This window comes from Chryseobacterium sp. KACC 21268, assembly GCA_028736075.1.
In the GTDB taxonomy this organism is placed as follows: Bacteria; Bacteroidota; Bacteroidia; order Flavobacteriales; family Weeksellaceae; genus Epilithonimonas.
The window spans coordinates 2,984,013-3,009,661 of sequence record CP117875.1; the positions used below are offsets into that span (position 1 = coordinate 2,984,013).

At 39.2% G+C, this 25,649-nt stretch carries 27 protein-coding genes; 11 read left to right on the plus strand and 16 right to left on the minus strand.

The genetic code is table 11. The features are described from left to right. Window positions 1-23: 23 nt before the first annotated feature. Window positions 24-200 (plus strand): hypothetical protein, encoded by a 177-nt coding sequence (locus tag PQ459_13750; GenBank protein WDF45963.1) that lies wholly within the window; start codon window positions 24-26, stop codon window positions 198-200. 396 nt (window positions 201-596) lie between these two features. Beyond that, the gene (locus tag PQ459_13755) at window positions 597-1,889 is read left to right on the plus strand and encodes an HlyD family efflux transporter periplasmic adaptor subunit (protein WDF45964.1); all 1,293 of its coding nucleotides are present in this window, start codon (window positions 597-599) and stop codon (window positions 1,887-1,889) included. A gap of 252 nt (window positions 1,890-2,141) precedes the next feature. On the opposite strand, the gene PQ459_13760 is transcribed toward PQ459_13755, so the two are convergent. Genes PQ459_13760 through PQ459_13810 form a run of 11 tightly spaced genes read right to left on the minus strand, consistent with a single transcriptional unit; the run spans window position 2,142 to window position 11,095 of the window. Next, complete coding sequence (locus tag PQ459_13760) at window positions 2,142-2,579, minus strand: TraQ conjugal transfer family protein (GenBank protein WDF45965.1); 438 nt, start codon at window positions 2,577-2,579, stop codon at window positions 2,142-2,144. Window positions 2,580-2,589: 10 nt separating this feature from the next. Continuing rightward, window positions 2,590-3,150 carry a conjugal transfer protein TraO gene (locus PQ459_13765; GenBank protein WDF45966.1) on the minus strand — a complete coding sequence of 187 codons (561 nt, stop codon included), beginning with the start codon at window positions 3,148-3,150 and terminating at the stop codon, window positions 2,590-2,592. Between the two features lies 1 nt (window position 3,151). Further along, complete coding sequence (gene traN, locus PQ459_13770; GenBank protein ID WDF45967.1) at window positions 3,152-4,054, minus strand: conjugative transposon protein TraN; 903 nt, start codon at window positions 4,052-4,054, stop codon at window positions 3,152-3,154. 19 nt (window positions 4,055-4,073) lie between these two features. Beyond that, window positions 4,074-5,369: a conjugative transposon protein TraM gene (gene traM / locus PQ459_13775; GenBank protein WDF45968.1), complete on the minus strand. Its 1,296-nt coding sequence runs from the start codon at window positions 5,367-5,369 to the stop codon at window positions 4,074-4,076. Next, window positions 5,366-5,644, minus strand: coding sequence for a hypothetical protein (locus PQ459_13780; protein WDF45969.1), 279 nt, complete (start codon window positions 5,642-5,644; stop codon window positions 5,366-5,368). Before PQ459_13780 ends, traM begins: the two co-directional genes overlap by 4 nt. 11 nt (window positions 5,645-5,655) lie before the next feature. Then, window positions 5,656-6,279, minus strand: a complete 624-nt coding sequence (gene traK, locus PQ459_13785; protein ID WDF45970.1) for a conjugative transposon protein TraK — start codon at window positions 6,277-6,279, stop codon at window positions 5,656-5,658. Between the two features lie 11 nt (window positions 6,280-6,290). Beyond that, a complete protein-coding gene (gene traJ / locus PQ459_13790; protein ID WDF45971.1) occupies window positions 6,291-7,283 on the minus strand; it encodes a conjugative transposon protein TraJ in 993 nt (330 codons plus the stop codon). A 1-nt stretch (window position 7,284) separates the two neighbouring features. Further along, window positions 7,285-7,890 (minus strand): DUF4141 domain-containing protein, encoded by a 606-nt coding sequence (locus PQ459_13795; protein ID WDF48726.1) that lies wholly within the window; start codon window positions 7,888-7,890, stop codon window positions 7,285-7,287. Between the two features lie 51 nt (window positions 7,891-7,941). Beyond that, the gene (locus PQ459_13800) at window positions 7,942-10,449 is read right to left on the minus strand and encodes a TraG family conjugative transposon ATPase (protein ID WDF45972.1); all 2,508 of its coding nucleotides are present in this window, start codon (window positions 10,447-10,449) and stop codon (window positions 7,942-7,944) included. Beyond that, a complete protein-coding gene (locus tag PQ459_13805; protein WDF45973.1) occupies window positions 10,446-10,778 on the minus strand; it encodes a DUF4133 domain-containing protein in 333 nt (110 codons plus the stop codon). The genes PQ459_13800 and PQ459_13805 overlap by 4 nt, the downstream gene beginning before the upstream one ends. A gap of 11 nt (window positions 10,779-10,789) precedes the next feature. Beyond that, window positions 10,790-11,095, minus strand: coding sequence for a DUF4134 domain-containing protein (locus PQ459_13810; protein WDF45974.1), 306 nt, complete (start codon window positions 11,093-11,095; stop codon window positions 10,790-10,792). A gap of 493 nt (window positions 11,096-11,588) precedes the next feature. Here PQ459_13810 and PQ459_13815 point away from each other — a divergent pair, with 493 nt between their 5' ends. Continuing rightward, window positions 11,589-12,596 carry a DUF2268 domain-containing putative Zn-dependent protease gene (locus tag PQ459_13815; protein WDF45975.1) on the plus strand — a complete coding sequence of 336 codons (1,008 nt, stop codon included), beginning with the start codon at window positions 11,589-11,591 and terminating at the stop codon, window positions 12,594-12,596. Window positions 12,597-12,810: 214 nt separating this feature from the next. Continuing rightward, window positions 12,811-13,620 (plus strand): GLPGLI family protein, encoded by an 810-nt coding sequence (locus tag PQ459_13820; GenBank protein WDF45976.1) that lies wholly within the window; start codon window positions 12,811-12,813, stop codon window positions 13,618-13,620. Between the two features lie 62 nt (window positions 13,621-13,682). Here PQ459_13820 and PQ459_13825 read toward each other — a convergent pair whose 3' ends face one another. From PQ459_13825 to PQ459_13835, 3 genes are read right to left on the minus strand one after another with little or no spacing between them, the layout of a single operon-like run. Next, window positions 13,683-14,309, minus strand: coding sequence for a hypothetical protein (locus PQ459_13825; GenBank protein ID WDF45977.1), 627 nt, complete (start codon window positions 14,307-14,309; stop codon window positions 13,683-13,685). Between the two features lie 11 nt (window positions 14,310-14,320). Continuing rightward, window positions 14,321-14,716, minus strand: a complete 396-nt coding sequence (locus PQ459_13830; GenBank protein ID WDF45978.1) for a DUF3408 domain-containing protein — start codon at window positions 14,714-14,716, stop codon at window positions 14,321-14,323. Then, a complete protein-coding gene (locus tag PQ459_13835; GenBank protein ID WDF45979.1) occupies window positions 14,706-15,488 on the minus strand; it encodes a division plane positioning ATPase MipZ in 783 nt (260 codons plus the stop codon). Before PQ459_13835 ends, PQ459_13830 begins: the two co-directional genes overlap by 11 nt. Before the next feature lie 659 nt (window positions 15,489-16,147). On the opposite strand from PQ459_13835, the gene mobA reads away from it, so the two are divergent. From mobA to mobC, 3 genes are all read left to right on the plus strand, one after another. Then, window positions 16,148-16,585, plus strand: a complete 438-nt coding sequence (mobA, locus tag PQ459_13840; GenBank protein ID WDF45980.1) for a conjugal transfer protein MobA — start codon at window positions 16,148-16,150, stop codon at window positions 16,583-16,585. A 1-nt stretch (window position 16,586) separates the two neighbouring features. After that, window positions 16,587-17,861, plus strand: a complete 1,275-nt coding sequence (gene mobB, locus PQ459_13845) for a conjugal transfer protein MobB (protein WDF45981.1) — start codon at window positions 16,587-16,589, stop codon at window positions 17,859-17,861. Window positions 17,862-17,964: 103 nt separating this feature from the next. Continuing rightward, window positions 17,965-19,965, plus strand: a complete 2,001-nt coding sequence (mobC, locus tag PQ459_13850) for a conjugal transfer protein MobC (GenBank protein WDF45982.1) — start codon at window positions 17,965-17,967, stop codon at window positions 19,963-19,965. A gap of 46 nt (window positions 19,966-20,011) precedes the next feature. On the opposite strand, the gene PQ459_13855 is transcribed toward mobC, so the two are convergent. Together PQ459_13855 and PQ459_13860 are read right to left on the minus strand one after the other, a co-directional pair. Beyond that, window positions 20,012-20,857, minus strand: a complete 846-nt coding sequence (locus PQ459_13855) for an RteC domain-containing protein (GenBank protein ID WDF45983.1) — start codon at window positions 20,855-20,857, stop codon at window positions 20,012-20,014. Window positions 20,858-20,902: 45 nt separating this feature from the next. Beyond that, the gene (locus tag PQ459_13860; GenBank protein ID WDF45984.1) at window positions 20,903-22,498 is read right to left on the minus strand and encodes a helix-turn-helix domain-containing protein; all 1,596 of its coding nucleotides are present in this window, start codon (window positions 22,496-22,498) and stop codon (window positions 20,903-20,905) included. Window positions 22,499-22,882: 384 nt separating this feature from the next. Between PQ459_13860 and PQ459_13865 the strand changes: the two genes are divergently transcribed. From PQ459_13865 to PQ459_13880, 4 genes are all read left to right on the plus strand, one after another. After that, window positions 22,883-23,098, plus strand: a complete 216-nt coding sequence (locus PQ459_13865; protein WDF45985.1) for a hypothetical protein — start codon at window positions 22,883-22,885, stop codon at window positions 23,096-23,098. 205 nt (window positions 23,099-23,303) lie between these two features. Next, window positions 23,304-24,746, plus strand: coding sequence for a hypothetical protein (locus PQ459_13870; GenBank protein WDF45986.1), 1,443 nt, complete (start codon window positions 23,304-23,306; stop codon window positions 24,744-24,746). Window positions 24,747-24,821: 75 nt separating this feature from the next. Further along, window positions 24,822-25,103 carry a DUF6520 family protein gene (locus PQ459_13875; GenBank protein ID WDF45987.1) on the plus strand — a complete coding sequence of 94 codons (282 nt, stop codon included), beginning with the start codon at window positions 24,822-24,824 and terminating at the stop codon, window positions 25,101-25,103. Between the two features lie 249 nt (window positions 25,104-25,352). After that, on the plus strand, window positions 25,353-25,634 hold the full coding sequence (locus PQ459_13880; GenBank protein ID WDF45988.1) for a DUF6520 family protein: 282 nt from the start codon (window positions 25,353-25,355) through the stop codon (window positions 25,632-25,634). The last annotated feature ends 15 nt before the right edge of the window (window positions 25,635-25,649 follow it).

The window sequence follows — 25,649 nt, forward strand, 5'->3', positions numbered from 1 at the left end:
GAGAACCAAAAACAAAAATTTATATGAAAAATCTAAAAAAAATTTCGAGAGAAAGTCTGAAATCTATCAAGGGTGGTGGATTCATTAATAATTGCAAAGGAAAAGAAGCTGGCGCTTTTTGCGATTGGACAAGTGCTTCCGGATATAATACCGGGACCTGTGATGGATCAGGAAATATAACTGGATGCATACCTGACTAACTAAATAAAAGATTTATTTTAAGAGTGAGTCTATTATATTATTACGCTCATTATGTGACATCATCAAATTTATAGTTTAAAATCTAACAGCGGAATCCGAAAAGCTTACAGAGTAGGAAAACCAAAATAAAAATTTTGTATGAAAAATCTAAAAAAAATCACCAGAGAAAACTTGAAAAACATTAAAGGAGGAACTGTTAAAATGGATCCGATGTGTGTTTCTGTATACGGTTGTCCCAGACCCGCATGCATTTACAAAGGAGGCAATCATGGGGGTGGCGATGTTGAATGTCTTTAATTCTATTTTAATAGAATTAAGATATATACATTGAGAGTCAAAAAACAAAAAAATATTAACTTTATTAAGCCCTATTAGTGTAGGGCTTTGTTTGATCTATGCCAGATAATATTTTAGATAACACAGAACTGCGAAGCGAGAATGTCCAAGATATTCTTTCCCAACCCCCAAACTGGATGATACGTTGGGGGAACTCAATAATTTTCGGAATTATTCTAATGATATTTTTAATGAGTTGGTTTATAAAATATCCTGAATTCATTCCTGCACCAATAATTGTCACGTCACAAAATCCACCAGAAAAATTAGAATCTATAATTAATTCCAAGATTGAAAAGATCTTTGTAAAAGATCAACAAATTGTAAATAAGGATGACATTCTGATGATTTTGCAATCCACTGCCAATTATCAGGATGTACTTAAACTAAAAGATATCGTTGATTCTACTTCCTCTGATAAGATACTTTCCTTTCCTATAGCTAGAATCTCCGGCTTCAAATTAGGAGAATTACAAAGTGATTATAACGCATTTTCAAAAGCTTTTCAAGACACAAAACTTTTTGGAAGACTTAAGCCTTATGCTCCAGAAAATGTTGCAGCAAACCAAAGTATATCGGAATATAATGTTAGAATTTCAGCCTTAAGGCAACAATATAGCCTGGAAAAAGCAAAGTTGGCTTTAAGCAAAAAGAATTTTGGGAGATCTCAAATTTTGTTTGATCAAGGTGTCATTTCTAAAATGGAATTGGAAAATGAAAAAATAAAATATCTGCAGGCTGAGCAAGCCCTCGAAAATATTAATATTGCCCTTTCCCAAATGCAAGAAGGTATCTCAAACCTACACAGAACTAAGAGCGGTGCATCTATTAATGCTGAAAAAGATGAAATTAACTATTCATCACAAGCCCTGCAACTTTTTGAACAATTGAGAAAATCGTTGAAACAATGGGAACAGTCATACATAGTCATTTCATCAACTGATGGTATTGTCAGTTTTCAGCGATTTTGGGGAGAAAATCAATTCATAAAAACAGGAGATGCAATTTGTACTATCTTGCCAAAAAATAAAATGGCAGTAGTAGGCAGAATGCAGGTGCCATCGACCAACTCTGGAAAAATTGTTCCGGGACAGAAAGTCCTTATTAAGCTAGACAATTATCGTTTCCAGGAATATGGAATTATTGAGGGAAAAATTCAACATATTTCTCTATCTCCTGATGACAAAGGAAATTACTACGTTGATGTTCTTCTTCCTAATGGTCTTCATACTTCATATAACAAGAATCTGCCATTTGATAAAGAGTTAAAAGGCAACGCCGAGATCGTTACTCAGGACTTAAGATTAATTGAAAGATTTTTCTATCAGATTATGAGTTTATTAAAATACTAATCACAATTAAACTAAAACTTAATCAGTACCATATATTTACTTTACATATTAACCTTTTTAGTTTAATAAAATATCAGCAATATAATATTTTAGCAATAGAAAGATTTTGAGGTAGCTGACCCTACAAAAGATTGCATCAATTTAACTCACCTAATTAAGTTGATCAAAAATTTGAAACAACAATGTTGGAATCTCGCTCTGAAAAAACGGCTTAGTTAAACCAAGCCGTAAATGATAAAATTATATGTAACATCAAGCATTGTCAAATTCAAAATCAACCTTTCTTTCATTTCCAAAACTATCCTTGATCCAAATAGTGAACTTCTGGGATTGTTGAGCTTTAGATGTATAGTAAAGCCTGAATTCCTTTTGCTTCAATGGATACTCATCATTCTGCAGATATGGTGGGTCACTGTAATGTTGGAGTTGACCAGATCCTTCGTATTGAAAATAACGGAGACTGTAAGTTGTCCCACTGAAATCAGAAGAAGTAATGAGTGAAATCCGGATTTCCACCGTTTCATTTTCGGCTATTTTCCCAGGAACAGGCATTACCTGGACTTCAAAAGGAAAGTCCTGCCGTATTTTGAGATAGTTGTCCTCACAAGAAGTTAGTACCAGACCTATCAGTAAAACCACCATCGAAAATTTGAACAATTTCAAGACTTTATTGTTGATCATATTTTTCATTTTATATGTTTTAAAAATTATAACGTATTCCAAAACCAAACAGTGAATGAAACTTTCCCAGCTGGCTGTTCTGCAAATAGCGCAGCTGCCCGTTGACCAAAAAGACCATATGGTCTGTCAGGTAACTTTCTAAGGATAGTTTTCCACTTACACCGTAAATAAAATTACTGGTGGAATTAAGCATTGAACCGTCGTAAAGAATTTCAGTTCCCCTATTGATCTGCTCACATCCTACTAGCCCGCCAATGCCAAGATTGACATTGACATTTCGCATCAGATCTCCCCACACATAGAAACTGTAGCCTCCGTTGAAAGAGAAAGTATCGATCGGGATATCGTAATGGGCATACTCGTAATACTTTCTGCTGTAATCGGCCAGTCCGAAAAGATAATTTCCATTTTTAGTGTAATAAATAAAACCCGCACCTAAAGCGTAATTTTGCTTTTCAGGAGACTTCGGAAATACCGAATATGAAATTTCGAATCCTTTCTGCTGAGGGATCATTTGCTGTGCAAAAGAACCAATACTAATGAGGACCAGCATTGCTGTCCCTAAAATCAAATGCTTCATATCAATTCGTTTTTATATTCAGTCCACTGATCGGTCTCGCATTGACAAGCTCTTTATTTTCAAGCTGGATCTTCTGATGCCTTCCGCCATTTTTTTCCAGAATCTCGATCTCCAAAACCTGATCCTTCAGCAGGGTAAACTGATCTAATAAATAAACTGCTGCTAGGTCAGAATGATGAGAAACTGTCATTGTTGGAAAATATATTCTGACAGGCTCTAACAGTTTGTCCTGGAGAACCGTTCTTTTCAGATTCTTCTTATCGACAATTTTAAAGTTTACCAGATCAATATTGTACGATATGTTGCTGCTGTTCTTTACCTCCAAGGTGAAATAGAATTTGCTGTCATTCACGTGTAATGCCCGAACTGAAAACTGAATTCCATAGCTTCTGGAAGCGATGTGTTTAATGGTTCTGCTGTTTTTTGTATACAGGTTTTCCATAATAAGCTCCGACAATGAAGACGAACTTCCATTAAGATCTTCAAACAGGACATCCGTAGCATATTGCTGTTCAATGCTCCGTTCCTTTTTTAACAGATCATAACTGAGTGCATCCGGATAAGCACTGTAATACACATCGAAATTGTAAAATTTCCCGTCTTCTGTGATCACAGAAAAATTGGTCTCCTCCTCGAAGTCCTTGACCGCAGATTTGATGCGAAGAACATTTCCGATAGGTTCTGCCTTGTTGGCGATCAGCAGATCACTCCCTAAGTCAACATATCGAATACGGGATGGGAAAAGTAAATGCGAGGTCTTATGATAAGTGACCTGTATTTTGTAAGGTTCTATTTTGGCCTCATCCAGTGGCAGATAGGAAACAGTTGGATCCTGAGCCGGCGATCTGCCTGAAAAGAGCAGAAATACGATCATCAATAGATAATGGCTTATTAATTTGTTCATTTTTTTATTATTTAATTGGTTATTTTTTGGGTACAAGAAAAACCTGATGACCCGCCTTTACTGTGACTTTTAACTGCCTCACCCGTTTTTGAAAATAGCCTGACAGGCCCTGCACCAGACCCCTGCTCATATCTGCCGCGATCTGTTGACCTGCCGACTGTGTCATCATAATGTTGGTACTGGAGGTCTGCCCCATATCGCCCACAATTTCTGTCACAGCATTTTGTTCCGGTTTGTATGGAACATAAAGGCCGAGCTGACCATCATTGTCATGAACATTGATCTCTACAGGATAAATGCTCCCATGATACTCAATTGATGAAATTTTCAATTGCATTCTCCCGCCCTGAAATTTGCCACTGGCTTTCAGCAATGTTCCGGAGGGGATTTCTGTACGACCTACAATCATATTTTCAGAAAGCCTGATGGATAATAGACTTTCACTGGTCATCTTCATTGATTGCTGAACTGTCCCTCGAATTGCACTCTTGGCCTGTCGTGGAACATCGGTCTCACTTTGAATTCCGAACATTCTGCGTTCATTAAGACCAGCAAGGAAGGCGCTATCCGATGGCTCCCTGTATAAAGAAGAAACGACATTTAAGTGCGCTGGCTTCACTGCTGTGAGCAAAACTTTATTACTAGAAGGCTGCTTCACATCGTATTCCTCGGTTACAGGTTCTTCCTGTTTATTACTTTGGGGTAGGTATTTCGCAGCCATTTGGTAGGATTTTTCCATCAACGCTAACTGGTCATTAACCCCAAGACTTGAAGGCGAAGTATTGTTCTGCAAAGCTTCATTCTTCAACCTGGAAATTTCTTTCTTAAGATTATTCACTTCCTGATCATCTCTATTGCAGAAGGAACTTAAGGTCTGCTGCGCATTGCGATAGCTGTTGACTGCATTCTGATCCGCCTGGGATAAACCGTTTGGATGACCTGGCAATGGCGTCTGATCAGAATTCCGACCTATATTGTTGGTGTCACTCCAATAATCTGATAATGTCGTCATCGCATTTCTCTTTTCTTCATTTTTCTGTTCCAACAACTGCTGTTCGTAAGCCTTTTGTTTGTCAGATTGCAGCTGATCGTCCTTTGCCTGTGGTATCCCTGCATTAAAGCCTGGATTATCTGTAATTTTATTGTCCTTCGGTCTGAAGATGAGGTAAAAGCAACCGGCACATATTGCGGCCATCAGTAAATAGATCAGGGGTTTCTTAATATTCTCCCACTTTACATTTTGGAGGCCTTGTAATCCCTGTTCTAATTGTGGTGAATCACTTTCAGTGATCTTGATTTTATTTGAATCTTTCATCGGTCTGCTTTTTTAATGGTTGAACCATCTTTATTATCCTTTGCTAATCTTTTCATTGCAGTATGATTTGAAATGGTCATAATATGACTGATTGAGATGGTATTGCTCTTATTTCCAGTCGAGATACCGATGCTGATAAGTACTATTAAAGTAACTATGGCATAACCTGCCAAAAACAGCTTGGTTAAAAACCTCTGTCGTTCAGCCGGGATCGACTTCCATTTTTTGTCTGCACTTAAAGTAAAGTGCTCTATTTTATCCCTTAATTTTTTCATTGCTCTGGATTTTAACGTTCAACGGTTTCAACATCTTTGTTTTCAATGACATTAAACTTCTCGATCGTAAATCCCTGTGGATTGCTGTCTGACCTCACTGAATTTACTAAGGAACAGTTGGTGATCAGACTTCGTATCGTCAGATTGCTGGATCGGATAATGAACTGTCTTGCAAAGGTCTTGACTGAATATGGGTAATTGTTAAAATCAGCCACAACACTGTCAACCTCTATTCTCTGCTGAATATTCCCTGAGATGATCCGGTTGTAATAGCCTTTCTCCTGAAGATCTTTGTAATAATCAAATGCGGACTGGTCTGCCAGATTAAAGGCTCTTTTGACATTGCTTTCAATAGCATTTTTATCGGGTGCCACGGTAAAGAACAGCTCGTGAAAACGCCTTACATGCTCCCTCGCTTCTACAGGCCTATTGATCGACATATCCTGAGACAGCGCTACCATCAGTGATTTGCCGTTATCCAAGACGTATATCTTCTGTCGCTGATCTTCTGCAAACTGATAGGACTTGAAAACGACCACACCAACCACAGCAAAGCATAACACTGCATAAACAAACGTAAATAAGCGGATCTGTTTGAAGCTGCTCTCTATATTTCTTAAAGTTTTGAATTCCATTGTTTAAGTATTTATTTTAATAATCTGCCTGATATATTACCTGTGGCACTACCTGCTGCTGCCCCTGCAATATTGCCTGATTTTGTAGCGGTCTGGTTGACGTTCCTCATAAAATTACCGGCACCTCCTGCCTGAATGACCCATCCCGTAACCGTTGGAACTGTAAAGTATCCTATGATTCCTATAATCATATAGATGATGTAAACGGTATTAGAGGTATCAGGTATAAAGTTCGGATCAGCCAGCATCTCAATATCCCGCTCCAAAATGAGGGATTGGATCTTTGCCAGGATTGAACTGAAAATATCAGCCACCGGTAACCACAGATATACACTGATGTACCTGGTAAGCCATTGGGTCAACGTGGTCTGAAATCCATCCCATACTGAAATGGCAAAGGCAATGGGTCCCAAAATGGAAAGTACAATGAGAAAGAAGGTCCGTATCGTATCAATGACCAGAGCTGCGGACTGGAACAGGATCTCCAGAAACTCACGAAAACCGTCCCTGATATCTTTCTTGATGTCAAACATTTCTCTTTCGATGTACATTCCGGACATCGTCACCAGATCGGATGGTGACCATCCCAGTTCATCAAGTTTTTTGTCAAATTCTTCATCCGATATCAGATAGGCCATTTCTGGATTTCTGAGCATGGCCTCCCGTTCGAGCAGATCTTTTTTCTGTTGCAGCTCGTTCATGTCTAATACCTGACCTTCGAGCATCGAATGACTTCCCTGAACGATGGGGCTCAGTACGCCATTGATACTGCCCAACACCAATGTTGAAAAGAACATAATGCAGATCCCGATGGCAAAAGGTCTCAGCATTGGGAACAGATCGATCGGTTCGGCACGGCTGAGCGATTGCCAGACCTTGATGCCCACGTAGAACAGTGCTCCCAGACCGGCGACACCCTTTGCTACGGCAACCATGTCGGCACACATTGGCATCATCTCATCATAAACTGAGCGAAGGACCTCGTGTAGATTGGTAGGTTCCATCTTACCAGTATTTTTGGTTTGAAGTACCGTAAAGTTCCAAGACCCTTTGGGTGTTGTTCTGTTTCTTTGCTCTCAGATAGCTTACAGAGATGTTCTTGTTGGTGTAGTATCTTACGAGGTTATGATACTCTTTGATCTCTTTGTAGACCCGGTCGATCACATCCATTCTTTCCTTATCATTGAGCGAAAGTCCATTGGCAGTGATGATCTGCTTCAGCTCTTTGAGAAGCTCGGTACTTTCGGTCAATAGTGCTGAGTAACCGTTCGCAATGGCCGTCAGCTCCTGGGCATTGAAGTTGGGGTCGTTGAGCATCTTACTGAAATTGTTGACATACATCTCAGATACATCGCCGACGAGCAGGACGGTCTGCTGAACCTTCCTGGCATCTTTGACCAAGTTGTTGATGGCTTTCAGCTTGTCATAATATTCCTTTCCCTGTTCATAGACCTTCTTAACCTCGTTGAAGTTTTTAACGACGTTGGAAACGGTTGATGAGGTCTGCACGATCTCATTGGCAGAATTGAGGATACCTGATGCGAGGTTCGCTGGATCGGTCACTACGAATTGTGCTTTTACACTGGTGGTGGTAGCGAAAAGAACTACCATTGCTGTTTTAATGATTAAATTTTTCATTGTTGTAAATTTTAAATGATTGAATTATTTGTCTTTGGTCGGTTTGATTCTCTTGAGAGAAATCCTCTTGATGGCATGTTCTACATTGCCGTCAAGTTCAGAGGCCAGATTCATGACTTCCATCTTCTCTGTCTCCTCAGTGGTGTAAGCCAGATATTCCTCGGTGGAAACTTCCGTGGCATAGACCGCAGAATGGGTTCCGCCAAGTCCGATCCAGACTTCTTTGTAGAGTCTTCTCGGATCGTTGTTCATATTGATCGAAAGTACCTGGGCTTTCTCTTTGTCCGTGAGACCTAGCATCGCCTGAATATCATCGAACTTGTTCATATACTTGCGCTGATCCAGAAGGATCTTGCAGTCTGAATTATTGATGATGCTTTCTTTGACGATCGGTGACTGGATGATGTCATCGACTTCCTGGGTCACTACGATGGCTTCCCCGAAAAATTTTCTGACGGTCTTAAACAGGTATTTGATATACTCTGCCATGCCTTCTTTGGCGATCGCCTTCCAGGCTTCTTCGATCAGAATCAGTTTTCTGATGCCTTTGAGTCTTCGCATCTTATTGATGAAAACCTCCATAATGATGATGGTCACGATTGGGAACAGGATCTTGTGGTCTTTGATGGCATCGATCTCAAACACGATGAATCGTTTGGACAACAGGTCAAGCTGTTTTTCTGAATTCAACAGATAATCGTATTCCCCTCCTTTGTAATAAGGCTCCAGTACATTGAGAAAGTTGGCAATGTCAAAGTCCTTTTCCCTGACTTTTTTTAATTCCAGAACTTTCTGGTAGTCATCTTTGACATAGTCGTAGAATCCGTTGAATGACGGATGGTGATTATTTTTCTTGATCTGCTCAATGTATCCGCTCACCGCATTGGAAAGTGCTACCTCTTCTGAACGGGTCGGCGGCTCATCATCCCTCTTCCATAAAGTCAGGATCAAAGTTTTGATGCTTTCTCTTTTTTCAATATCAAAGACGCCGTCATCAGTATAGAATGGATTGAAAGCGATCGGATTGTCTTCGGTATAGGTAAAGTACACGCCGTCCTCCCCTTTTGTCTTTCCTTTGATCAGCTCGCACAATCCTTGGTAGGAATTTCCGGTATCTACCAATAGAACATGAGCACCCTGCTCATAATACTGTCTGACCATATGGTTGGTGAAAAATGATTTACCGCTTCCTGAAGGTCCCAAAATAAACTTGTTCCGATTGGTAATGATCCCCTGCTTCATCGGAAGATCGGAGATATCCAGATGAATGGGTTTTCCTGTCACTCGGTCGGCCATCTTGATCCCGAACGGTGAGGGTGAATCCTGATAATTGGTTTCCTCTGTAAAAAAACACAAAGCCGGCTCAATGAATGTGTAAAAGCTTTCTTCACTTGGGAAATCACCGGCGTTGCCTGGGATACCCGCCCAGTAAAGCGTTGCTGTATCCGTTGTATTATGGCGTGGCTTGCATTCCATCAATGCCAAGGCACTGCCGGTATCATTTTTCAGCTGTTTCAGTTCTGAAGGATTATCCGACCACGACATCACATTGAAATGCGCCCGGATGGATTGAAGACCGTAAGAGTGTGCTTCATTCAAATACTTTTCGATCCATTCCTTGTTGATCTGGTTCGCTCTGCTGTATCTCGCCAACGAATGCATGTTTCTGGCGGATTTTTCAAACTTGGTCAAGTTTTCATCGCTGTTATCAATGAACAGATACTGATTGTAAATGTGATTACAACTTAGCAGAAGGCCCACCGGAGATGCAAATGATAACAGACAGTCACTACGGTCGGTACTCAGCTTTTCATAGCGGCTGTGTGATGAAACAGAACCCGGCAGATCATCTGTATCGGATAAGGTGTGCATACTGATTCGGTTGTTTCCAATCCGCATTTCTTCCGATCCTAGCTTGATATCCTGCAAAGAAGGATTAGGTTCTCTTGATAAGGTCAGGTACTGTTCTAGTATTCCGGATTGTTCGGCAGTTCCTGAAATTTCATCTTCAGTCATCCTTTCCAGATGGACATAACCGCTGTCATTCATAATCCTTTCGAGCTGGTCGATGGCTTCCAAAAAGCGGCTTATCACTTCTTTGTCTTTGATCTCCTTTGGGATCAGTTTGCCTTTACATAAGGATGAGAAGTTGCTCTGCATCCGCATTCTTTCTTTACTGGTCTTCGTAATGAACAGATAACAGTAGTGGTTTAAAAATGGTCTCTCATTGAAATGTCTTTCAAAAGATTTTGACAGAAAACTTTGGTCTTCTCTGAAAAGGTCAGGGTTGTAGTTTTCCTTGATAAACCAATCTTGCTTATGCACAACAGTAAAATCTGGCAGAGTCTTGATGGCCTTAAACCAAGCCGAATGCATCGCTTCATATTCAGCCGATGCCACTGTAAACAGTTCAGGAAGTCTGACCTTAAAGCAAACCGTGACATCCGCATCTTTTGAAATGATGCAATTGTTTTCAATCGCAAGCAGTGGAAATTTACTCTCCAGGGTTGCGGCTTTGGAGGTATTTCTCATACTGAAGCTTTTTGATGGTTACTTTTCAGGTAGCGATAGATGCACTTTCGGCTGATGATATATTTTGGATGCTTTTTTTGAGCGCCTAATTTCATCAGTCCATGTTCACCGTATTTTCCGTTCAGTGAGAACGTCTGCCAGATCAGTATGGAACTGCTGGAGCCGCCCATAGTAAGGCATAGATAGGTGTTGACGCCAGCCATATACATCACCATCACGCATACGAGTATTCCCAATAAGCCTCCTGCAAAAATGAACAGGTATTGTGCTTTTAGTCCTTTGAACTCTACCGTTCTTCCGATGCCTTTGTTGATATGATAGGTATTCATAGTAACAAAATTTAAAGGAAGAATGAACGGAGGATCGTTGCCGCCACGATCAGAAAGATACACGCACCAAACCAGCTGGCAGCGGTCTTGCTGGTGTCGGGGTCACCACTGCTGAACTTGTTGTAAACCTTGACCCCACCGATCAGTCCCACGACTGCCCCGATCGCATAGATCAATTGGGTAGCCGGTTCAAAATAAGAGGTTACCATTTGTGTGGCCTCATTAATCCCTGCGGTTCCATTCCCTTGCGCGAAGGCATCCGTCACTACCAAAATGGTCAGAACTGATAGCAGTAGTTTTTTTCTTTGTTTTCTCATAATTATAACACATCAATTTGTTATGTTGTGCCGCACTTTGCGGAACTATGGGACAAAGATGTTAGGGTCTTGGGATAATTTTAGAAGAATGGCGGTATCGGGAATGGTTTGGCTGTTAACTGACAACTCACTTGAATTGAATATGACAATCTTAGGTCAAAGTATTGTCGCAAGTGATCAAAACCGATGAGCACGAGATCTAAGGTTTTTCGGATAAAAACATATGGAGAATGTAGTGGTCTTATGAAAGCTATCAGGAGTTTCCAAAAGTCTCAAAAGTGTTGAGAGAAACCAACGCAAATATCGCCAATACAATTAGTGATAGCTATGTCTTTGGCTTTTTGGTAGGTGTTAAATACTTGGGTGATTTCTTTACAGAAATGAATTAATACTATATTTGATCGAGTTATGTAATATCGGCATCTTTTCAATTGTCATACTTAAATATGGTCTGATTTGTCAAGTAAGACTATCGAAAAAACTATCATCCATTATGAAGAAAATATTTCTGTTAACAATTAGCGCACTGCTCTTTAGCTGTGCTACACGCAAAAAAGACACATCCGATTTTGAATACAAAAGGATTGAGAAAGTAGCAGATAGCATAAAAATTCAGAATATTACGGTCCATAACCTTTTCAGATCACAGATCTTGGCGCATAGATCTGAAGATTTTGATTCGACAATGATCGTTCGCAATGTCTATCTACCTCACAGGAAACTTTGGGACAGCTGCTATGGAGCTATCTTTGGAGAGGATAACGGGAAGATGTTCAACAATCAAAAGGGCATGATCGGTTGGAATAGAACGCTTCTCGATAAGGAACGATCATTGATGGTAGAACGAACCAACTTGTTATTAAAGTTGAGGATTGACAAACTGCTTGAGACCAATCTTAAGAAATTTGTCAGGCTTGTTCCTGAAAGTCCGACAGCCAAGATAAGTATTGTCCTAACTCCCTTTGACGGCATCGGGTTCGGCGGATGTGATTTCGAGCAGTTTGCACTGGAACTCAATAATGGATCATTGGATATCAATTACACCCTAAACAAGGGGCTGCCGCATGAATTGAACCATTTGGTCTATGAAAAGTACAGAAATAGTCGCTCTGATAAAGATTCGGCACTAAGCCAGACCATTGATGAGGGATTCGCCTGTTATTTCACCTATGTCTTTTTTGATAGAAAGATCACTCCATACGAAGCAGTGGAAAACATGTCGAAAGCAGACTGGGAATGGTTTGTGAAAAATGAAAAAGAGATCTATCTTAAAAACAGACCGTATTTTTCAGATACGTCAGGAGATAATCCCCTATTAAGAAACGACAAACTTAAGATCTTTCCTGCTGCACCAAGATCTTTATACTATTGGCTGGGTTTTAGGATCATTTCTAAATATGTTGAAAAATACGGTGCTGATTCATGGAAGGATATCTACAAGATGACGCCTCAAGAGGTTTTGGAAAGGAGCCAATATGAGAGTTATATTGAGCAGTTGTAACTTAAAAACGATATATATCGCAGGATGTATCCTAAAAATTTGTAGGATCAGTGTAAGAATAGTAAAATTAAATTAACTTTAAGTTTTAAAATGGTCTAACTATTTGCCTTGTGATCGTCACAGGGCAGGTTGAGATCAGGCAGTTCGTCAAGGGTCTATACCTTATTTTTTGTTTATGTAAATTTCGTATTTCTCCAGTCTAAAAACCTTTACTATGACCTTAAGATATTTGTTTTCAACTCTGATCTTCATATCCTCTCTTTTAAGGGCCCAGGAGATCAATAGATTTATCTACGAGTTAAAATATCGGGAAGACTCTACAAGTACCATTTATCATAGTGAGAAAATGTTTTTGGATGCTGATGAAAAAGATTTCACCTTTCGCAGCTACGATAGGTTCATAATGGATTCCCTCTACAATTCAGACAATAGCAAAGAATATGATGACGTCGGAAAGTTCCTTTACGTCATCGAAAAGAAAGAAAAAAAGAGTGATCTATCAATTACAGAGTTTCAAGGTGCGATAAGATATAAATATGATGATAACGTCGCCCTCAATTGGTCCATCACGAATGAAAAGAAATTAGATGGGCGAGGAAAGCGACTACAAAAGGCAGAGGTCTTCTTTAGAGGGCGTAAATGGAATGCCTTTTTTGATGCCGAGATCCCAATTAATGCAGGGCCTTATAAATTTTATGGTCTGCCAGGACTTATCGTTGAAATATATGATGATAGAAGGGACTACAATTTCAAACTAATTGGCAACTATAAGAAACCCAGAAAGGACATTGGCGTACCAGTTTTCAGGTATGTTGAAAAGGATCTGAAAGTGAGTAAGGCCAGATTTTTTCAAATTATAGATGAATATAAAAAAGACCCTGCACGCGATTTTAAGGCAGGGGTCTACAACGGCACTATAAAATTGGTCGACCGGGATCCCAACGAGATCATTCGTGGTATCGAGGAGAAATATCGAGAAGAGCAGAAGAAATTCAATAATCCCATAGAACTTGTGGACCAATAGTCTGTATTGTCAATGAGTCGATAACTATCTTTATCGCGCCAAATGTCAAAAGGGGAATTTGATCAAACAAACTCCCCTATGTCGAAACCATCTACATCATCTTTAAGCTTTAGAGAAATGTCCTCATCTTCATTCGAAACACTCTGGCTCAGCAAAGCGGAAATTCGCTGTGAAGCATCACTTAATGAATTTTCCAAAAGATCGAAAAGCTCGGTTCCATGAATTTTTTGAATGATGTCAACCGCTTGTTGTTCAAGGTCAGGCTCCAGCACATCTTGCTGAAGCAGTTGTCCTGCAGTATTCAATTCCTGAAAGGTAACCCCTGTGGCAAACCCGCTTTCGATCTCAGGATCATCCTGATACTGCCAGTCTTCTTCCTCGGCTTCCCAGTCAATATTTTTGACCAGTATCTCGTCAATTTCTTTCTTTGAGGCCGTATTTTCAAATGCCTCCTCCTTGGTTTCTGAATCAAAATTATTTGCTTTTGGTACGAGAGATTCGCCTTGGCCTTTATAGAAATCAGATGGCACTGGTTTTCTCTCTTCTTTTTTTGGTTCTCCCATAATAGAGGGCACAGCTGGATGAGCTTTGATACTATTTTCTTTGGAATACTGATTTATAAACTTTCTGTCCCAAAGTAGTAGTAGGATGATAACCAATAATAGTCCTATAATGATTAGTTGTTCCATTTGATGATAGATTAAAAGATTGGACGGTATTTGCTGTTGAAGTCATCAGTGATCTCTTTTTCAAACTTTTCAAAATGATACGCCAAAATATTATCGAGATAAGCATATAAAGGGATCTGATCTTCGGCAATGATCTGAATGATCCGGGAAAGTCGTTCGTGATATTCAGGACGGATGTAGATACTTTTGTCACCACGCTTGGTCATCGTGTGATGGGTAAGAAACTGATCAGCGTAAGTGATTCCAACGCTTTTTTTGCTTTTTATTTTTTGTTTCGTTGTCGGTTCTTCCTTGTAGGTATCAAGTTTCTGGCTCGGCAGTTCCTTATTTAGGTTACCAGCCATGATAGACATCAGATATTCTTCATCGATATTGTTGTCTTCACTGTTCTTTTTATTAATGTCCATCTTTTGACAATTTTACAATTCTTAAAAACTCTTCCATAAACTGGTCTAGCCTGCATAATGTCATCAACTTAGGATCTGCCGGCATTAAGGTCGAGCGAAAAACGGTTTTAGACACCGTCTCCCCTTCCTTACGAAATCTCTTGCTGTCTGTGATGGATGTTTCCATCACTTGAAGTCCGAGATTTTTGATGACCTTGCTGTAATTCTCATACAATGGTGTTTTCTCTCTGCCATCGACCTGGTTCCAGAACAGCTGTATACTTTTGATTTCGGTATGCTTTTTCTTCATCAAGATGTTGGTAAGGACATCCGTAAAACTCAAGGTGCTTTCCAGGACAACTCGGTCGGCAGTTATGGGAGAAAAAATATAGTGGACACTGGCGATTGTGCTCAAAATACCAGCGGTATTGACTGTTCCTGGAAGATCGAGAAAAACGACATCGGGAATAACTTCGGAATTATCAAAATATGCTTCAAGCTCTTCAAAGACCGTATCGGTCTTGCTTTGGAAAATAGGATAGACTTTTTTATTGATGCTGGTAAACTGCTTATGGGCAATTTTTTTTAATACCTCATTTTCCATAACGGTTTTCAAATCCCGTTCTCTCATCTGTATCAAACTGTGCTGTGGAAAATCACAGTCAAATACTGCGACATTATAACCCATCCGATAATGCAGGATACTGGCTATTAATACAGTGAAAGTACTTTTGCCTACCCCTCCTTTCTGAGTCGAAAAGGCAATGATTGCTGGTTGTTTTTTTGTTTCCATTTTTTTTATTTTATAGTTGAATATTCGTTACTGGTGATTGCAGTAAGGCTGATGGCGAGAAAGATTGCGATACTTCCTGCGCTCTTGAAATCTTGAACTACTTAAATCAGATCTGACTTCAGGAATGAGGAGAATCATTCAATCTGTCAATTGGCCTTACTTGATGGCATCCTACACTTCTGTCAGCTTGTCATTCCGGACGGACCTTTATCCAGTGGAAATTCCGGATGTCCGGAAAGCTTGAATTCCTGAAGGCTGGAATTTTTGCCTTAAAGATCTCAAGCAATTTTGCCATACATCTGTCCTGCTAACCTTCTTGTGCAAATAAAAAACATCCGTTTCTGCTCAGCATCTAAGTGGTTGTCTTAGGCTTGCAGTGGTCTTGTTTGTCCTTATGAACATCATAAAACCTTTCAGACATTGTTATTTACTTTGTTCAATGAGACTGACCAGCCCATAGATATTGATCTTTTCAGATCTTGAGATTCCGGTAATTCCGGACTAAATCTCCTGTATAATGGGTTTGACCTTTCACCCGAAAGGGGCAAGTTGTGTTTTGAGCATCCCGAAACATTTTCGAATGCTCAAAACAACTTGCCCTGCCGGGAGCTTAAAAACAATCTCCGAAGTCGATGTTTAATTAACTAATTTGATATATTATGAATGAACATAATGGTAGACCACAGAAAAAGACAGGACGCCGTCCAAAGGCCGATCCTGCCAAGATTCGATATACGATCTCATTCAATGAGGTTGAACATTCCCGCTTTCTAGAACTTTTTGATCAGTCAGGAATGAAAGTGAAGGCTCATTTTATAACAGCTTGTATTTTCGAAAAAACGATCAAGACCGTCAAAGTAGATAAGGGGACGATGGATTTCTATATGCGGTTGACTTCATTCCACAGCCAGTTTCGCGCGGTAGGAGTGAATTACAATCAGATAGTGAAACTTTTATACACTCATTTTTCAGAGAAAAAAGCGGCAGTCTTACTCTATAAATTGGAAAAGAATACTGTTGAAATGGTGGAGATTTTCAAAAAGGTGATGCAGCTAACTGAGGAATTTGATCAAAAACATTTTAAAAATCCGGAGTAATATGATTGCAAAAATTGGAAGAAGCAGTAAATTATTTGGTACACTATCCTATAATAATTCAAAAATTGAAAAAGCAAAGGGAGAGATCCTGATGACCAATAAAATGATCGAGACAGTTGACGGGAAATATTCGGTTGCTCAATTGGCGAAATCATTTGAGCCTTACCTGTTGGCTAACCGAAATACCGAAAAGCATACCTTGCATATTTCCCTGAATCCTGACCCTAAAGACAATGTTTCTGATGAGCAGTATAAGGATATTGCTGAGCAGTATATGAATGGAATGGGCTATGGTTATCAGCCTTTCATAGTGTTCAAACATACCGATATCGACCGAAGTCACATCCATATTGTTTCTGTTTGTGTGGATGAGGAGGGAAAAAAGATATCCGATCGATTCGAAAAGATCCGTTCGATGAAGGTCTGCCGGGAACTTGAAAAGAAATTGGGTCTTATCTCAGCAGTTGAGAAACGGTCTCGGCAAGATCGGGAGATCTTACGACCAATTGATCTTAAATCTGGAGATATCAAAAGTCAGATCGCATCGGTAATAAGACATTTACCCTCCTATTACCAATTTCAATCCTTTGGTGAATACAATGCTTTGCTTTCAGTATTTAAAATTACTGTGGAGAAAGTGGAGGGAGAATTACAAGGCCAATTAAAAAGAGGATTGCTTTACTTTCCTTTAGATGATCAAGGAAAAAAAGCAGGAAATCCCTTCAAGGCATCTTTGTTCGGTAAAAAAGCAGGGATCGATGCTCTCCAAAAACACTTCACTGCTTGTAAAAACAAAAGTAATGATCGATCCGCCAAACAAAATTTGAAAAGATCGATCACAGAAGCTCACCATTCTTCAAAAGATGAGCAAGCATTTAAAAAGAAATTGAAAAAAGAGGGAATTGATACCGTTGTCCGTAAAAACGACAACGGCAGGATCTATGGAATAACGTTTATCGATCACCGGTCCCGAACAGTATGGAACGGGTCAAGTTTAGGGAAAGACTTTTCCGCAAATAATTTTCACGATAAATGGATCGGTCAGGATGGACAAAAAATCAATAACGATCATCCAACAAAGTCTGATACTAACTTACCAACTGACAATAGTATTTACAGATCGACATATCCCCTATTTGATTTTAACACATTTGAAGAAGGCAATTCACTGGATCTCTTGGCTGGTATTCTTCCTTCTACACAAAACGAGGATTATGAAGAATCCGAATTTGCAGATCAGATCAGAAGAAGAAAGAAAAGACGAAGAAAGAAATAAGGCTATAAATAGAAAGTCAGCTACAGCCAACAATTACCTATCTGATCATTAAACCGTTTTAGAATTAGTAGCTCGATAGATTGCATTTTTAAATAAATTAAAGATGCAAGGAGAAGATGATCTAAGAGGACTTGCCAAAATAATGGCATTTATGAGAGCGGTCAGTGTTATTTTGGTGTTGATGCACCTGTACTGGTATTGCTACAGCTTTTTCGATGATCGTGGATGGACTTTAGAGCTGGTCAATAAGATCCTTCAAAATTTTGATCGGGCAACAAGATTATTTAGCAAACCATTGTATTCAAAACTTTTTACAGTTGTATTGTTGAGCCTGAGCTGCCTTGGAACCAAAGGGGTGAAAAATGAAAAAATCACGTGGAACAAGATATTTGTTGCTCTAGGTATGGGCAGCTCCTTATTCTTTTTTAGCATCATATTATTACAGGTACCATCCAATTCTGCAACTGCTCTTTATATTTTTTCAACTGGTGTGGGTTATATTTTCTTGATGATGTCTGGTGTGTGGATGAGCAGACTTCTGAAACATAATTTAATGGATGATGTATTCAATAGTGAAAATGAAAGCTTTCAACAGGAAACAAAACTGCTATATAACGAATACTCAGTCAATCTGCCAACTAAGTTTTATTATCAAGGGAAACGGCATCAGGGATGGATCAATGTGGTAAATCCTTTTCGTGCTACCATTGTTCTGGGTACGCCTGGATCGGGAAAATCCTATGCTGTTGTGAATAATTATATCAGGCAGCATATTGAAAAGGGATTCTCTATGTACATCTATGATTTTAAGTTCGATGATCTTTCAACAATTGCTTACAATCATCTTTTACATCATTCTGAAGGCTATCAAATAAAACCCAAATTTTACATTATCAACTTTGACGATCCCAGAAAAAGCCATCGCTGTAATCCGTTAAATCCGGATTTTATGACGGACATTTCTGATGCCTATGAAGCGGCCTATACGATTATGCTGAATCTCAACCGGAGCTGGATCCAAAAGCAGGGCGACTTCTTCGTAGAAAGTCCCATCATTCTATTGGCAGCGATCATCTGGTTCTTGAAGATATATGAGGACGGTAAATTCTGTACGTTCCCACACGCCATCGAATTGCTGAATAAGAAATATGAGGATGTATTTACCATCCTGACCTCCTATTCCGAACTGGAGAACTACCTCTCCCCCTTTATGGATGCCTGGCAGGGAGGCGCACAGGATCAATTGCAGGGGCAGATCGCTTCGGCAAAGATCCCATTGTCGCGGATGATCTCTCCACAATTATATTGGGTAATGACCGGGGATGATTTTTCTTTGGACATCAATAATCCGAATGAACCGAAGATCTTATGTGTTGGAAATAATCCCGACCGTCAGAACATCTATTCTGCAGCATTGGGTCTTTACAATTCGCGGATAGTCAAACTGATCAACAAAAAAGGACAGCTGAAAAGTTCGGTCATCATCGATGAGCTCCCTACCATCTATTTCAGGGGACTGGACAATCTTATCGCGACGGCAAGAAGCAACAAGGTCTCCGTATGTCTTGGGTTTCAGGACTTTTCACAGTTGACAAGGGATTACGGTGATAAGGAAAGCAAAGTGATACAGAATACTGTCGGAAATATTTTCAGTGGTCAGGTCGTTGGCGAGACCGCAAAGACGCTGTCCGAAAGATTCGGTAAAGTTTTGCAGAAAAGACAAAGCATATCCATCAACAGAAATGACACCTCCACTTCCATTTCCACCCAATTGGACAGCCTGATACCTGCTTCCAAGATATCAACATTGACACAGGGATTTTTTGTCGGTGCCGTGTCCGACAATTTTGATGAGAGGATTGAGCAGAAAATATTCCACTCAGAGATTGTCGTCGATACCGTTAAACTTTCTGCGGAAGAAAAGAATTATCAAAAAATTCCACAAATCCGATCCTTTACTGATGATCAGCAAACCGACCGCATGAAAGAAGAGATCGATGAGAATTACACAGCGGTCAAAGCAGACGTTCGCAGGATCATAGAAAAGGAAATGGACAGGATCTCCAATGATCCGGACTTACAGCATCTGGTCAATAAAAATTAAAGAAAGCCTCAAATGCTCAGTTGTATTTGAGGCTTTCAAAATAAGATCACTCGCCTTCGGTATTTATAAAATGCTGACTGAGATGGTCACTTACCAACTGTAGAAACTTCGTTGGTCCCTGCTTCCTTGTCCGGATCTCAAAAATGGTCTTGTGGAAATTGCCCAGGTCTGTATCCAAAGATCTTTCAGCAAACTTGATGACCTCACTGAGTTCAATATTCCCACCATTGAAACATCGCATTTGATAAAGTGCATATACAAGTTCAATCAGACCAACCTTTGATGCGGACCACACCAATGGTGACAATGTTTTGGCCGTTGGACTGTCACCTATCTTTTCAAGCAGTTTTTTTAAATACTGGTCCAATTTCTGGCTGGCGAGGAATCTCGCGATCATATGATCGTGAGAGGTGGTAAAACTCGTGTCAAAATTATAGAAGCCAAAGGATAATTTCATTTTCAGATCGTAAGAGTTTCTGACAAATATCTTATGGTCCAGATAGGTAGCTTCTCTTCTGTAATAACTGTAAAATTCTGCCTGCTCCTCATAAAAGATTCTCAGCTTCTCCTGCTCTGCCTCATAATACTTTTTCAGAGCCTTGTTTCCTGCGTTAGGTCTATGGGATTCAATGTCCAGAATTGTTGAATAATAGATAAATTTTGAAATGAACTGCGGCTTTAGTGTTTTAAAGAAATAAACTTCTTCAGCGATAGTCTCAAAATGTAGCGGAGAGATCAATTCTTTTAAAATTCTAATGGATTCATCGATGATTACAAGAGATTTCTCTGCGATCTTTACCATATTGTCGTCGTCATCGTAAACTTCGTTGATCTTTAAATCCAGATCCTCATTTAATTTTTTGATTTTTCTAAAAATAGCTTTTGTTACCATGTCCTTTTTTTAGAAATTTACAAAAAATCCTTTATTGAAGCCCATTCAGCTCAGACCCAATTCTTTTTTTCTGTTCCTGATGTAATCTGTCGGCCTGATTCCATTGATCTCGTAAAATAGGCTTGAGAAATTTTGACGGGCTGCTATGCCGCATTCCTCTGCCAATGCTTCGATAGTATAATGGAGGTATTTATTGTCGGTATTGAGGAGATTGGTAATATAGTTGATCCTAAGTTCAGCGATATACCTGTTGAAATTCATTCCCTTATGCTCATTGATATAGATGGAAAGATAATGAGAATTGGTACCGAGTTTTACGGCTGTACCATGTTGGGTCAATCCCTTTTTCCGGAACTGATGCTCATCTTCGAACTTTTTTAGTTTTTCTGTGATCTTCTGCGCCATCGCATCGGTCAGAAAAGTCTTTCTTATCGAGTATTCAGGTACTTCTTCGATGACGGCATCATATTTCGGAACTGATTTTTCTGCCAGTTTTTTTTGTAGAAATAGATACTGCTTTTTGATCTTTTGGTCTTTCCGGTAACGTATGATGAAAATAATTAGGATCAGTATAACAAGTCCTGCAAGGAATTGAGAATAAATGGTCTTTTGCTTGCTGACCTGTTCCATCCTTTCTTTATCCTCTACCAACGTACGGCGATCATAATCCCTGTGAAGCTTTGAAGAGAGATATGCATAATTGGTGGTCAGCAAACTGTCAGCCTTCAGCAATTGGTTGGTGTAATACAGCTGCCTCTTAACATCTTTATCTTTGTAATGTTCGATAAGATAGTTATAGCTTTTATAGACCTCGGGGAGTATAAAAGCGTTAACTTCAAAAATAGAATCGATCTTCGTATAATATAAAATGGCTTTATCGGTATTTTTTTGTGCCTCGTTGATCTTGCCAAGATAGTAATACACCACTGACGCCCAAGCGAAATCATTTCTTTGGACAATGATCGATAATGAACTTTCAAGGTCGGTCTCTGCACCTGGGTAGTCCTTTTTATTGAATTTTGAAATGCCTCTGCACTTCAGAAAATAGCTATGCTCCAAAGCAAAATCGTCATCATTCAAAGTAAGGTCGTAACCCAACTCGCTTAGACTGTCGCTCTTCCTATAGTATTTAAGATATCTGCTGGTGACCGTCAGCTGGTGGAGGCTGTTCAAATATGCTTTTTTACGGTTGAACCTTTCGTTGGAATGCAGTCCTATCTCTGTATTTTTTCCATAATAGGCAACGCACTCATCAAAATGCTCCTGAGCCTCCTCATAATAACCCAGGTGTAATTTCACGACACCTAAGTGATAGATCACCTTATGGTGAAGATACTGGTCATCTGAACTTTTGGAAAAGACATAGGCTTTTAAATACTCATCCAGTGCAAATTTGTAGTTTTTATGATAGAAATAGTAAATGATGCCCTTGCTTAGATGGTCATTACTGCTGTCATCCTTTGTTCCATACTTGATGCTGGCCGTAATTGCACTGTCTGCATAGTTGATCTTATGTTTGAGATCGAACTGTCTTCCATCCCGGTAACCTTGGATCAGCTTTGAGAAATTGGCCTCATTTTTTGCTTTCTGGATAAAGATCCTGACGTCAGGCATCGCACTGATGTCGTCAATTGTTTTCATCTCATACTTTTTTCTTATTTCCTCAAAGGTCTTTTCTTTTCTGGACTGTGAAAATGTAAACTGTGATAAAAAGAAAAAGAGCATGAGAAAGCAGTAACACTTTTTCATATGCTTATTTTTAGAACCTCACCTTCTCAAAATTAAACATTTTCCTTTTAAATAAAGGATTTCTGTGCGGCTTGATGGTCTGTCAAACGGAAATTGTTCATAACTCGCATGACTAAGGGCTTAATGCCTGAAATTGAGTGGTGCAATTTTAAAATTGATCCGTCTTCATTTTAAAATAGCGCCACAGTAGGCTTTTTTTCGATTCCCAACGACGCTACCTTTGATCTCAGAATTCTAATATAATCCGGCCGGAATAACCATTTAAAACTATTTGAAATGAAAAAGTTATTCCCATTTTTAAGTCTTATGGCATGCGCATTTGGTATGCTGAATTGTGTAAACCGAGATGAAGGTTTTTCATCCAATGTTGAAAATAAGGGACTTCAGTCAACAGTGTCCTTTCGTGGAGATTCACTCATAACAGAAAATCCTATTGTGGATCCTGATCCACCTGTGAGAGACGGTGACAATTGGCGATCTGTACCAAAATAATCACTTAATCTTATATGCTATGATTCCCCGTACCTCCATATCAGTTGTCACAGGCTTACCATGTCCGGAAAGCGGCATTTGGGAAAGTATGGGGAATTTTAAAACAACCTGTCCGATCATGAAAGGCAGCAAGATGCCGGACTACTGCGGATTGAAAGTAAAATGGAGATTGTTGCGGTCAAGTTAAATTCTAAAAATATTGATGATGAAAAATTATTTGAATACCTATATTTTAATAGTCAGCTACTTTTTTATTCTGCTTTTTGTGTATGCCAGCATCAGTAAGATTTTGGATTTTGAGAACTTCCAGGTCCAGATTGCACAGTCGCCGGTTTTAAATACTTATGCTGGATTTGTATCATATGCCGTGATCATATCTGAGTTAACTATTGTTTTTCTTTTGCTTTTCCGTAAATCTCGCTTATTAGGACTTTATCTATCTTTAAGTATAATGTTTGCTTTTACCATTTACATTTATCTGATCTTGAATTTCAGTGAATCGATACCCTGCTCTTGCGGAGGCGTTTTAGAAAAAATGGACTGGACCGACCATATGATCTTTAATCTAGTATGCATTTTGTTGGTGATCATTGCAATTGTCGGATCAGAAAAGAAGGATCAAAAAACATTAGTAGGTTTCATATCACTTGCTGCTGCTTTACCTGCAATATTATTATCATTGATCTTTTATCCACACATCAATGATGACCAGGGAAGTTTTACAAGAAAAATAATGGTTCCGTTAACAGCGGAACAAAAAGTTATAAAGCTTCCGACGGATAACTACTACTTTGCAGGAAATCAGGGTGACACATTGTTCTTGGGAAATCGAAAAACACCACTGCTCCTCTCGGGCATTGATCCGGATTTTAATAATGTTAAAGTGGACACTATTAAATTGGATAATTACCATCACCAGTTCGTGAGTGTCACCATTAATGTATTATATCCTTACTTCAGTGTTTCTGATGGTAAAGTGCCAGTTATTTTTGAAGGGAAACTGCCATCGTTAAAGGCATATGACACTGGAATCGATAGATTGTATTTTTCGAGATTCTATATGCTCGGACCAAAGCATTATGTTTTTCGGACAATGCTTGTCAAAACAAAAGAAAATGAACTGGGTATTCTGAACACCGATTCGAAACAATATCTTTTATTTCCTAATGTTTTACAAACGCAGGTCGATGGTGTTTTTGACACAGATGGCGATATAAGCATCGATCGTCAAAATAAACTAATTGTCTATACACATCTGTATCGCAGTGAGATGATCAAAGCGGACTTTGGTCTCCAAAATATCCAGAGAAGACCAACCATTGACTCCTCATCCCGTACACTACTTGAAACGAAAACACTTAAAAGCGGGCAGACAAAACTGATCAGATCACCAAATGTGATCAACCGGGCACAGACAATATCAGGCAACAGATTCTATAATATTTCCAAAATAAGAGGACAGGATGAATCCTTTACAGATTTTAGAAACAAAAATGTTGTCGACGTTTACGATGCATCAACTCAGAAATACCTCTACAGTTTCTACATTAAGAATGAGAGACGAATCAAGATCAAAGGCATATTATGCACAAAAAAATATTTTTATGTACTGGCAGGAAACCAAATGACCAGATATGCATTTAAATAATTCTGTTGGCCAACAGAACAGGAGTTGCCGAAAACCTGTTAACTGAGAGTAGGCATCACATTAAATTTTAATAAAATGAAAAATTACGTTTTACCCGTAGTTCTGATTCTGATAGGAACCGGAACTGCATTCGCTACTCAAAAAGAAAAAAGTAGCACAGAAAATTTAGTCGATAGACAAGGCTATATCTTCAACAGCGCAACGAATCAATGGGATCGTAGCGTCACTTGTCAAACTGATGTTAATCCGATCTGCACCGTTGATGGCACAACAGCAGGACAGCAGGTTTTTGGAACGAGCGGACCTGAACTGGATCATCCAGAAACGGCCAATGTCGAATTATATAAGATCGACTAAGAATAGCTCCCGCAAGGGAGCTTTTGTTTTTTACATCGGATCAAATGAGTCAAATGGCAATTATTATTTTTTAAATATCGAAAACCATTGCCATATTTTAAAATCAAGGTGTGCAGGATTCGATGCTAACAAAGACTGTGTTATTTGTTGATTACGATAAGAACAACCAGATAAATTTAAATAGTATAGATTTAGGAAATGCCGAAAACCTGTTGAAAAAAAGTAGGCATCATATCAAATTTTAATAAAATGAAAAATTACTTGTTACCGTTAGTTCTCATTCTGATCGGAACCGGAACTGCATTCGCTAATCAAAAAGAAAAAAGCAAAAGGAAATTTTTAGTTGACAGACAAGGCTATATTTTTAATAGCTTTACGAATCAGTGGGACCGAAGTGTCATGTGTGGTACTGACTTGAATGTAATTTGTACCGTTGATGGAACACCAACGGGACAGCAGGTTTTTGGGACCAATGGACCTGAACTGGATCATCCTGAAACGGCCAACGTCGAATTATATAAAATTGATTAAAAAATGCTCCCGTAA

Excerpts from the sequence above, each read along its gene's own strand:
- PQ459_13800 (WDF45972.1), bottom strand. The coding sequence starts at position 10,449 with ATGAGAAATACCTCCAAAGCCGCAACCCTGGAGAGTAAATTTCCACTG.
- PQ459_13830 (WDF45978.1), bottom strand. The coding sequence starts at position 14,716 with ATGGACATTAATAAAAAGAACAGTGAAGACAACAATATCGATGAAGAA.
- PQ459_13780 (WDF45969.1), bottom strand. The coding sequence starts at position 5,644 with ATGAAAAAATTAAGGGATAAAATAGAGCACTTTACTTTAAGTGCAGAC.
- PQ459_13750 (WDF45963.1), top strand. The coding sequence starts at position 24 with ATGAAAAATCTAAAAAAAATTTCGAGAGAAAGTCTGAAATCTATCAAG.
- traN (WDF45967.1), bottom strand. The coding sequence starts at position 4,054 with ATGAACAAATTAATAAGCCATTATCTATTGATGATCGTATTTCTGCTC.
- traK (WDF45970.1), bottom strand. The coding sequence starts at position 6,279 with ATGGAATTCAAAACTTTAAGAAATATAGAGAGCAGCTTCAAACAGATC.
- PQ459_13820 (WDF45976.1), top strand. The coding sequence starts at position 12,811 with ATGACCTTAAGATATTTGTTTTCAACTCTGATCTTCATATCCTCTCTT.
- mobB (WDF45981.1), top strand. The coding sequence starts at position 16,587 with ATGATTGCAAAAATTGGAAGAAGCAGTAAATTATTTGGTACACTATCC.
- PQ459_13870 (WDF45986.1), top strand. The coding sequence starts at position 23,304 with ATGAAAAATTATTTGAATACCTATATTTTAATAGTCAGCTACTTTTTT.
- PQ459_13755 (WDF45964.1), top strand. The coding sequence starts at position 597 with ATGCCAGATAATATTTTAGATAACACAGAACTGCGAAGCGAGAATGTC.
- PQ459_13760 (WDF45965.1), bottom strand. The coding sequence starts at position 2,579 with ATGAAAAATATGATCAACAATAAAGTCTTGAAATTGTTCAAATTTTCG.
- PQ459_13805 (WDF45973.1), bottom strand. The coding sequence starts at position 10,778 with ATGAATACCTATCATATCAACAAAGGCATCGGAAGAACGGTAGAGTTC.
- PQ459_13860 (WDF45984.1), bottom strand. The coding sequence starts at position 22,498 with ATGAAAACAATTGACGACATCAGTGCGATGCCTGACGTCAGGATCTTT.
- mobA (WDF45980.1), top strand. The coding sequence starts at position 16,148 with ATGAATGAACATAATGGTAGACCACAGAAAAAGACAGGACGCCGTCCA.
- traJ (WDF45971.1), bottom strand. The coding sequence starts at position 7,283 with ATGGAACCTACCAATCTACACGAGGTCCTTCGCTCAGTTTATGATGAG.
- PQ459_13865 (WDF45985.1), top strand. The coding sequence starts at position 22,883 with ATGAAAAAGTTATTCCCATTTTTAAGTCTTATGGCATGCGCATTTGGT.
- PQ459_13795 (WDF48726.1), bottom strand. The coding sequence starts at position 7,890 with ATGGTAGTTCTTTTCGCTACCACCACCAGTGTAAAAGCACAATTCGTA.
- PQ459_13855 (WDF45983.1), bottom strand. The coding sequence starts at position 20,857 with ATGGTAACAAAAGCTATTTTTAGAAAAATCAAAAAATTAAATGAGGAT.
- PQ459_13825 (WDF45977.1), bottom strand. The coding sequence starts at position 14,309 with ATGGAACAACTAATCATTATAGGACTATTATTGGTTATCATCCTACTA.
- PQ459_13880 (WDF45988.1), top strand. The coding sequence starts at position 25,353 with ATGAAAAATTACTTGTTACCGTTAGTTCTCATTCTGATCGGAACCGGA.
- mobC (WDF45982.1), top strand. The coding sequence starts at position 17,965 with ATGCAAGGAGAAGATGATCTAAGAGGACTTGCCAAAATAATGGCATTT.
- PQ459_13765 (WDF45966.1), bottom strand. The coding sequence starts at position 3,150 with ATGAAGCATTTGATTTTAGGGACAGCAATGCTGGTCCTCATTAGTATT.
- PQ459_13810 (WDF45974.1), bottom strand. The coding sequence starts at position 11,095 with ATGAGAAAACAAAGAAAAAAACTACTGCTATCAGTTCTGACCATTTTG.
- PQ459_13875 (WDF45987.1), top strand. The coding sequence starts at position 24,822 with ATGAAAAATTACGTTTTACCCGTAGTTCTGATTCTGATAGGAACCGGA.
- traM (WDF45968.1), bottom strand. The coding sequence starts at position 5,369 with ATGAAAGATTCAAATAAAATCAAGATCACTGAAAGTGATTCACCACAA.
- PQ459_13815 (WDF45975.1), top strand. The coding sequence starts at position 11,589 with ATGAAGAAAATATTTCTGTTAACAATTAGCGCACTGCTCTTTAGCTGT.
- PQ459_13835 (WDF45979.1), bottom strand. The coding sequence starts at position 15,488 with ATGGAAACAAAAAAACAACCAGCAATCATTGCCTTTTCGACTCAGAAA.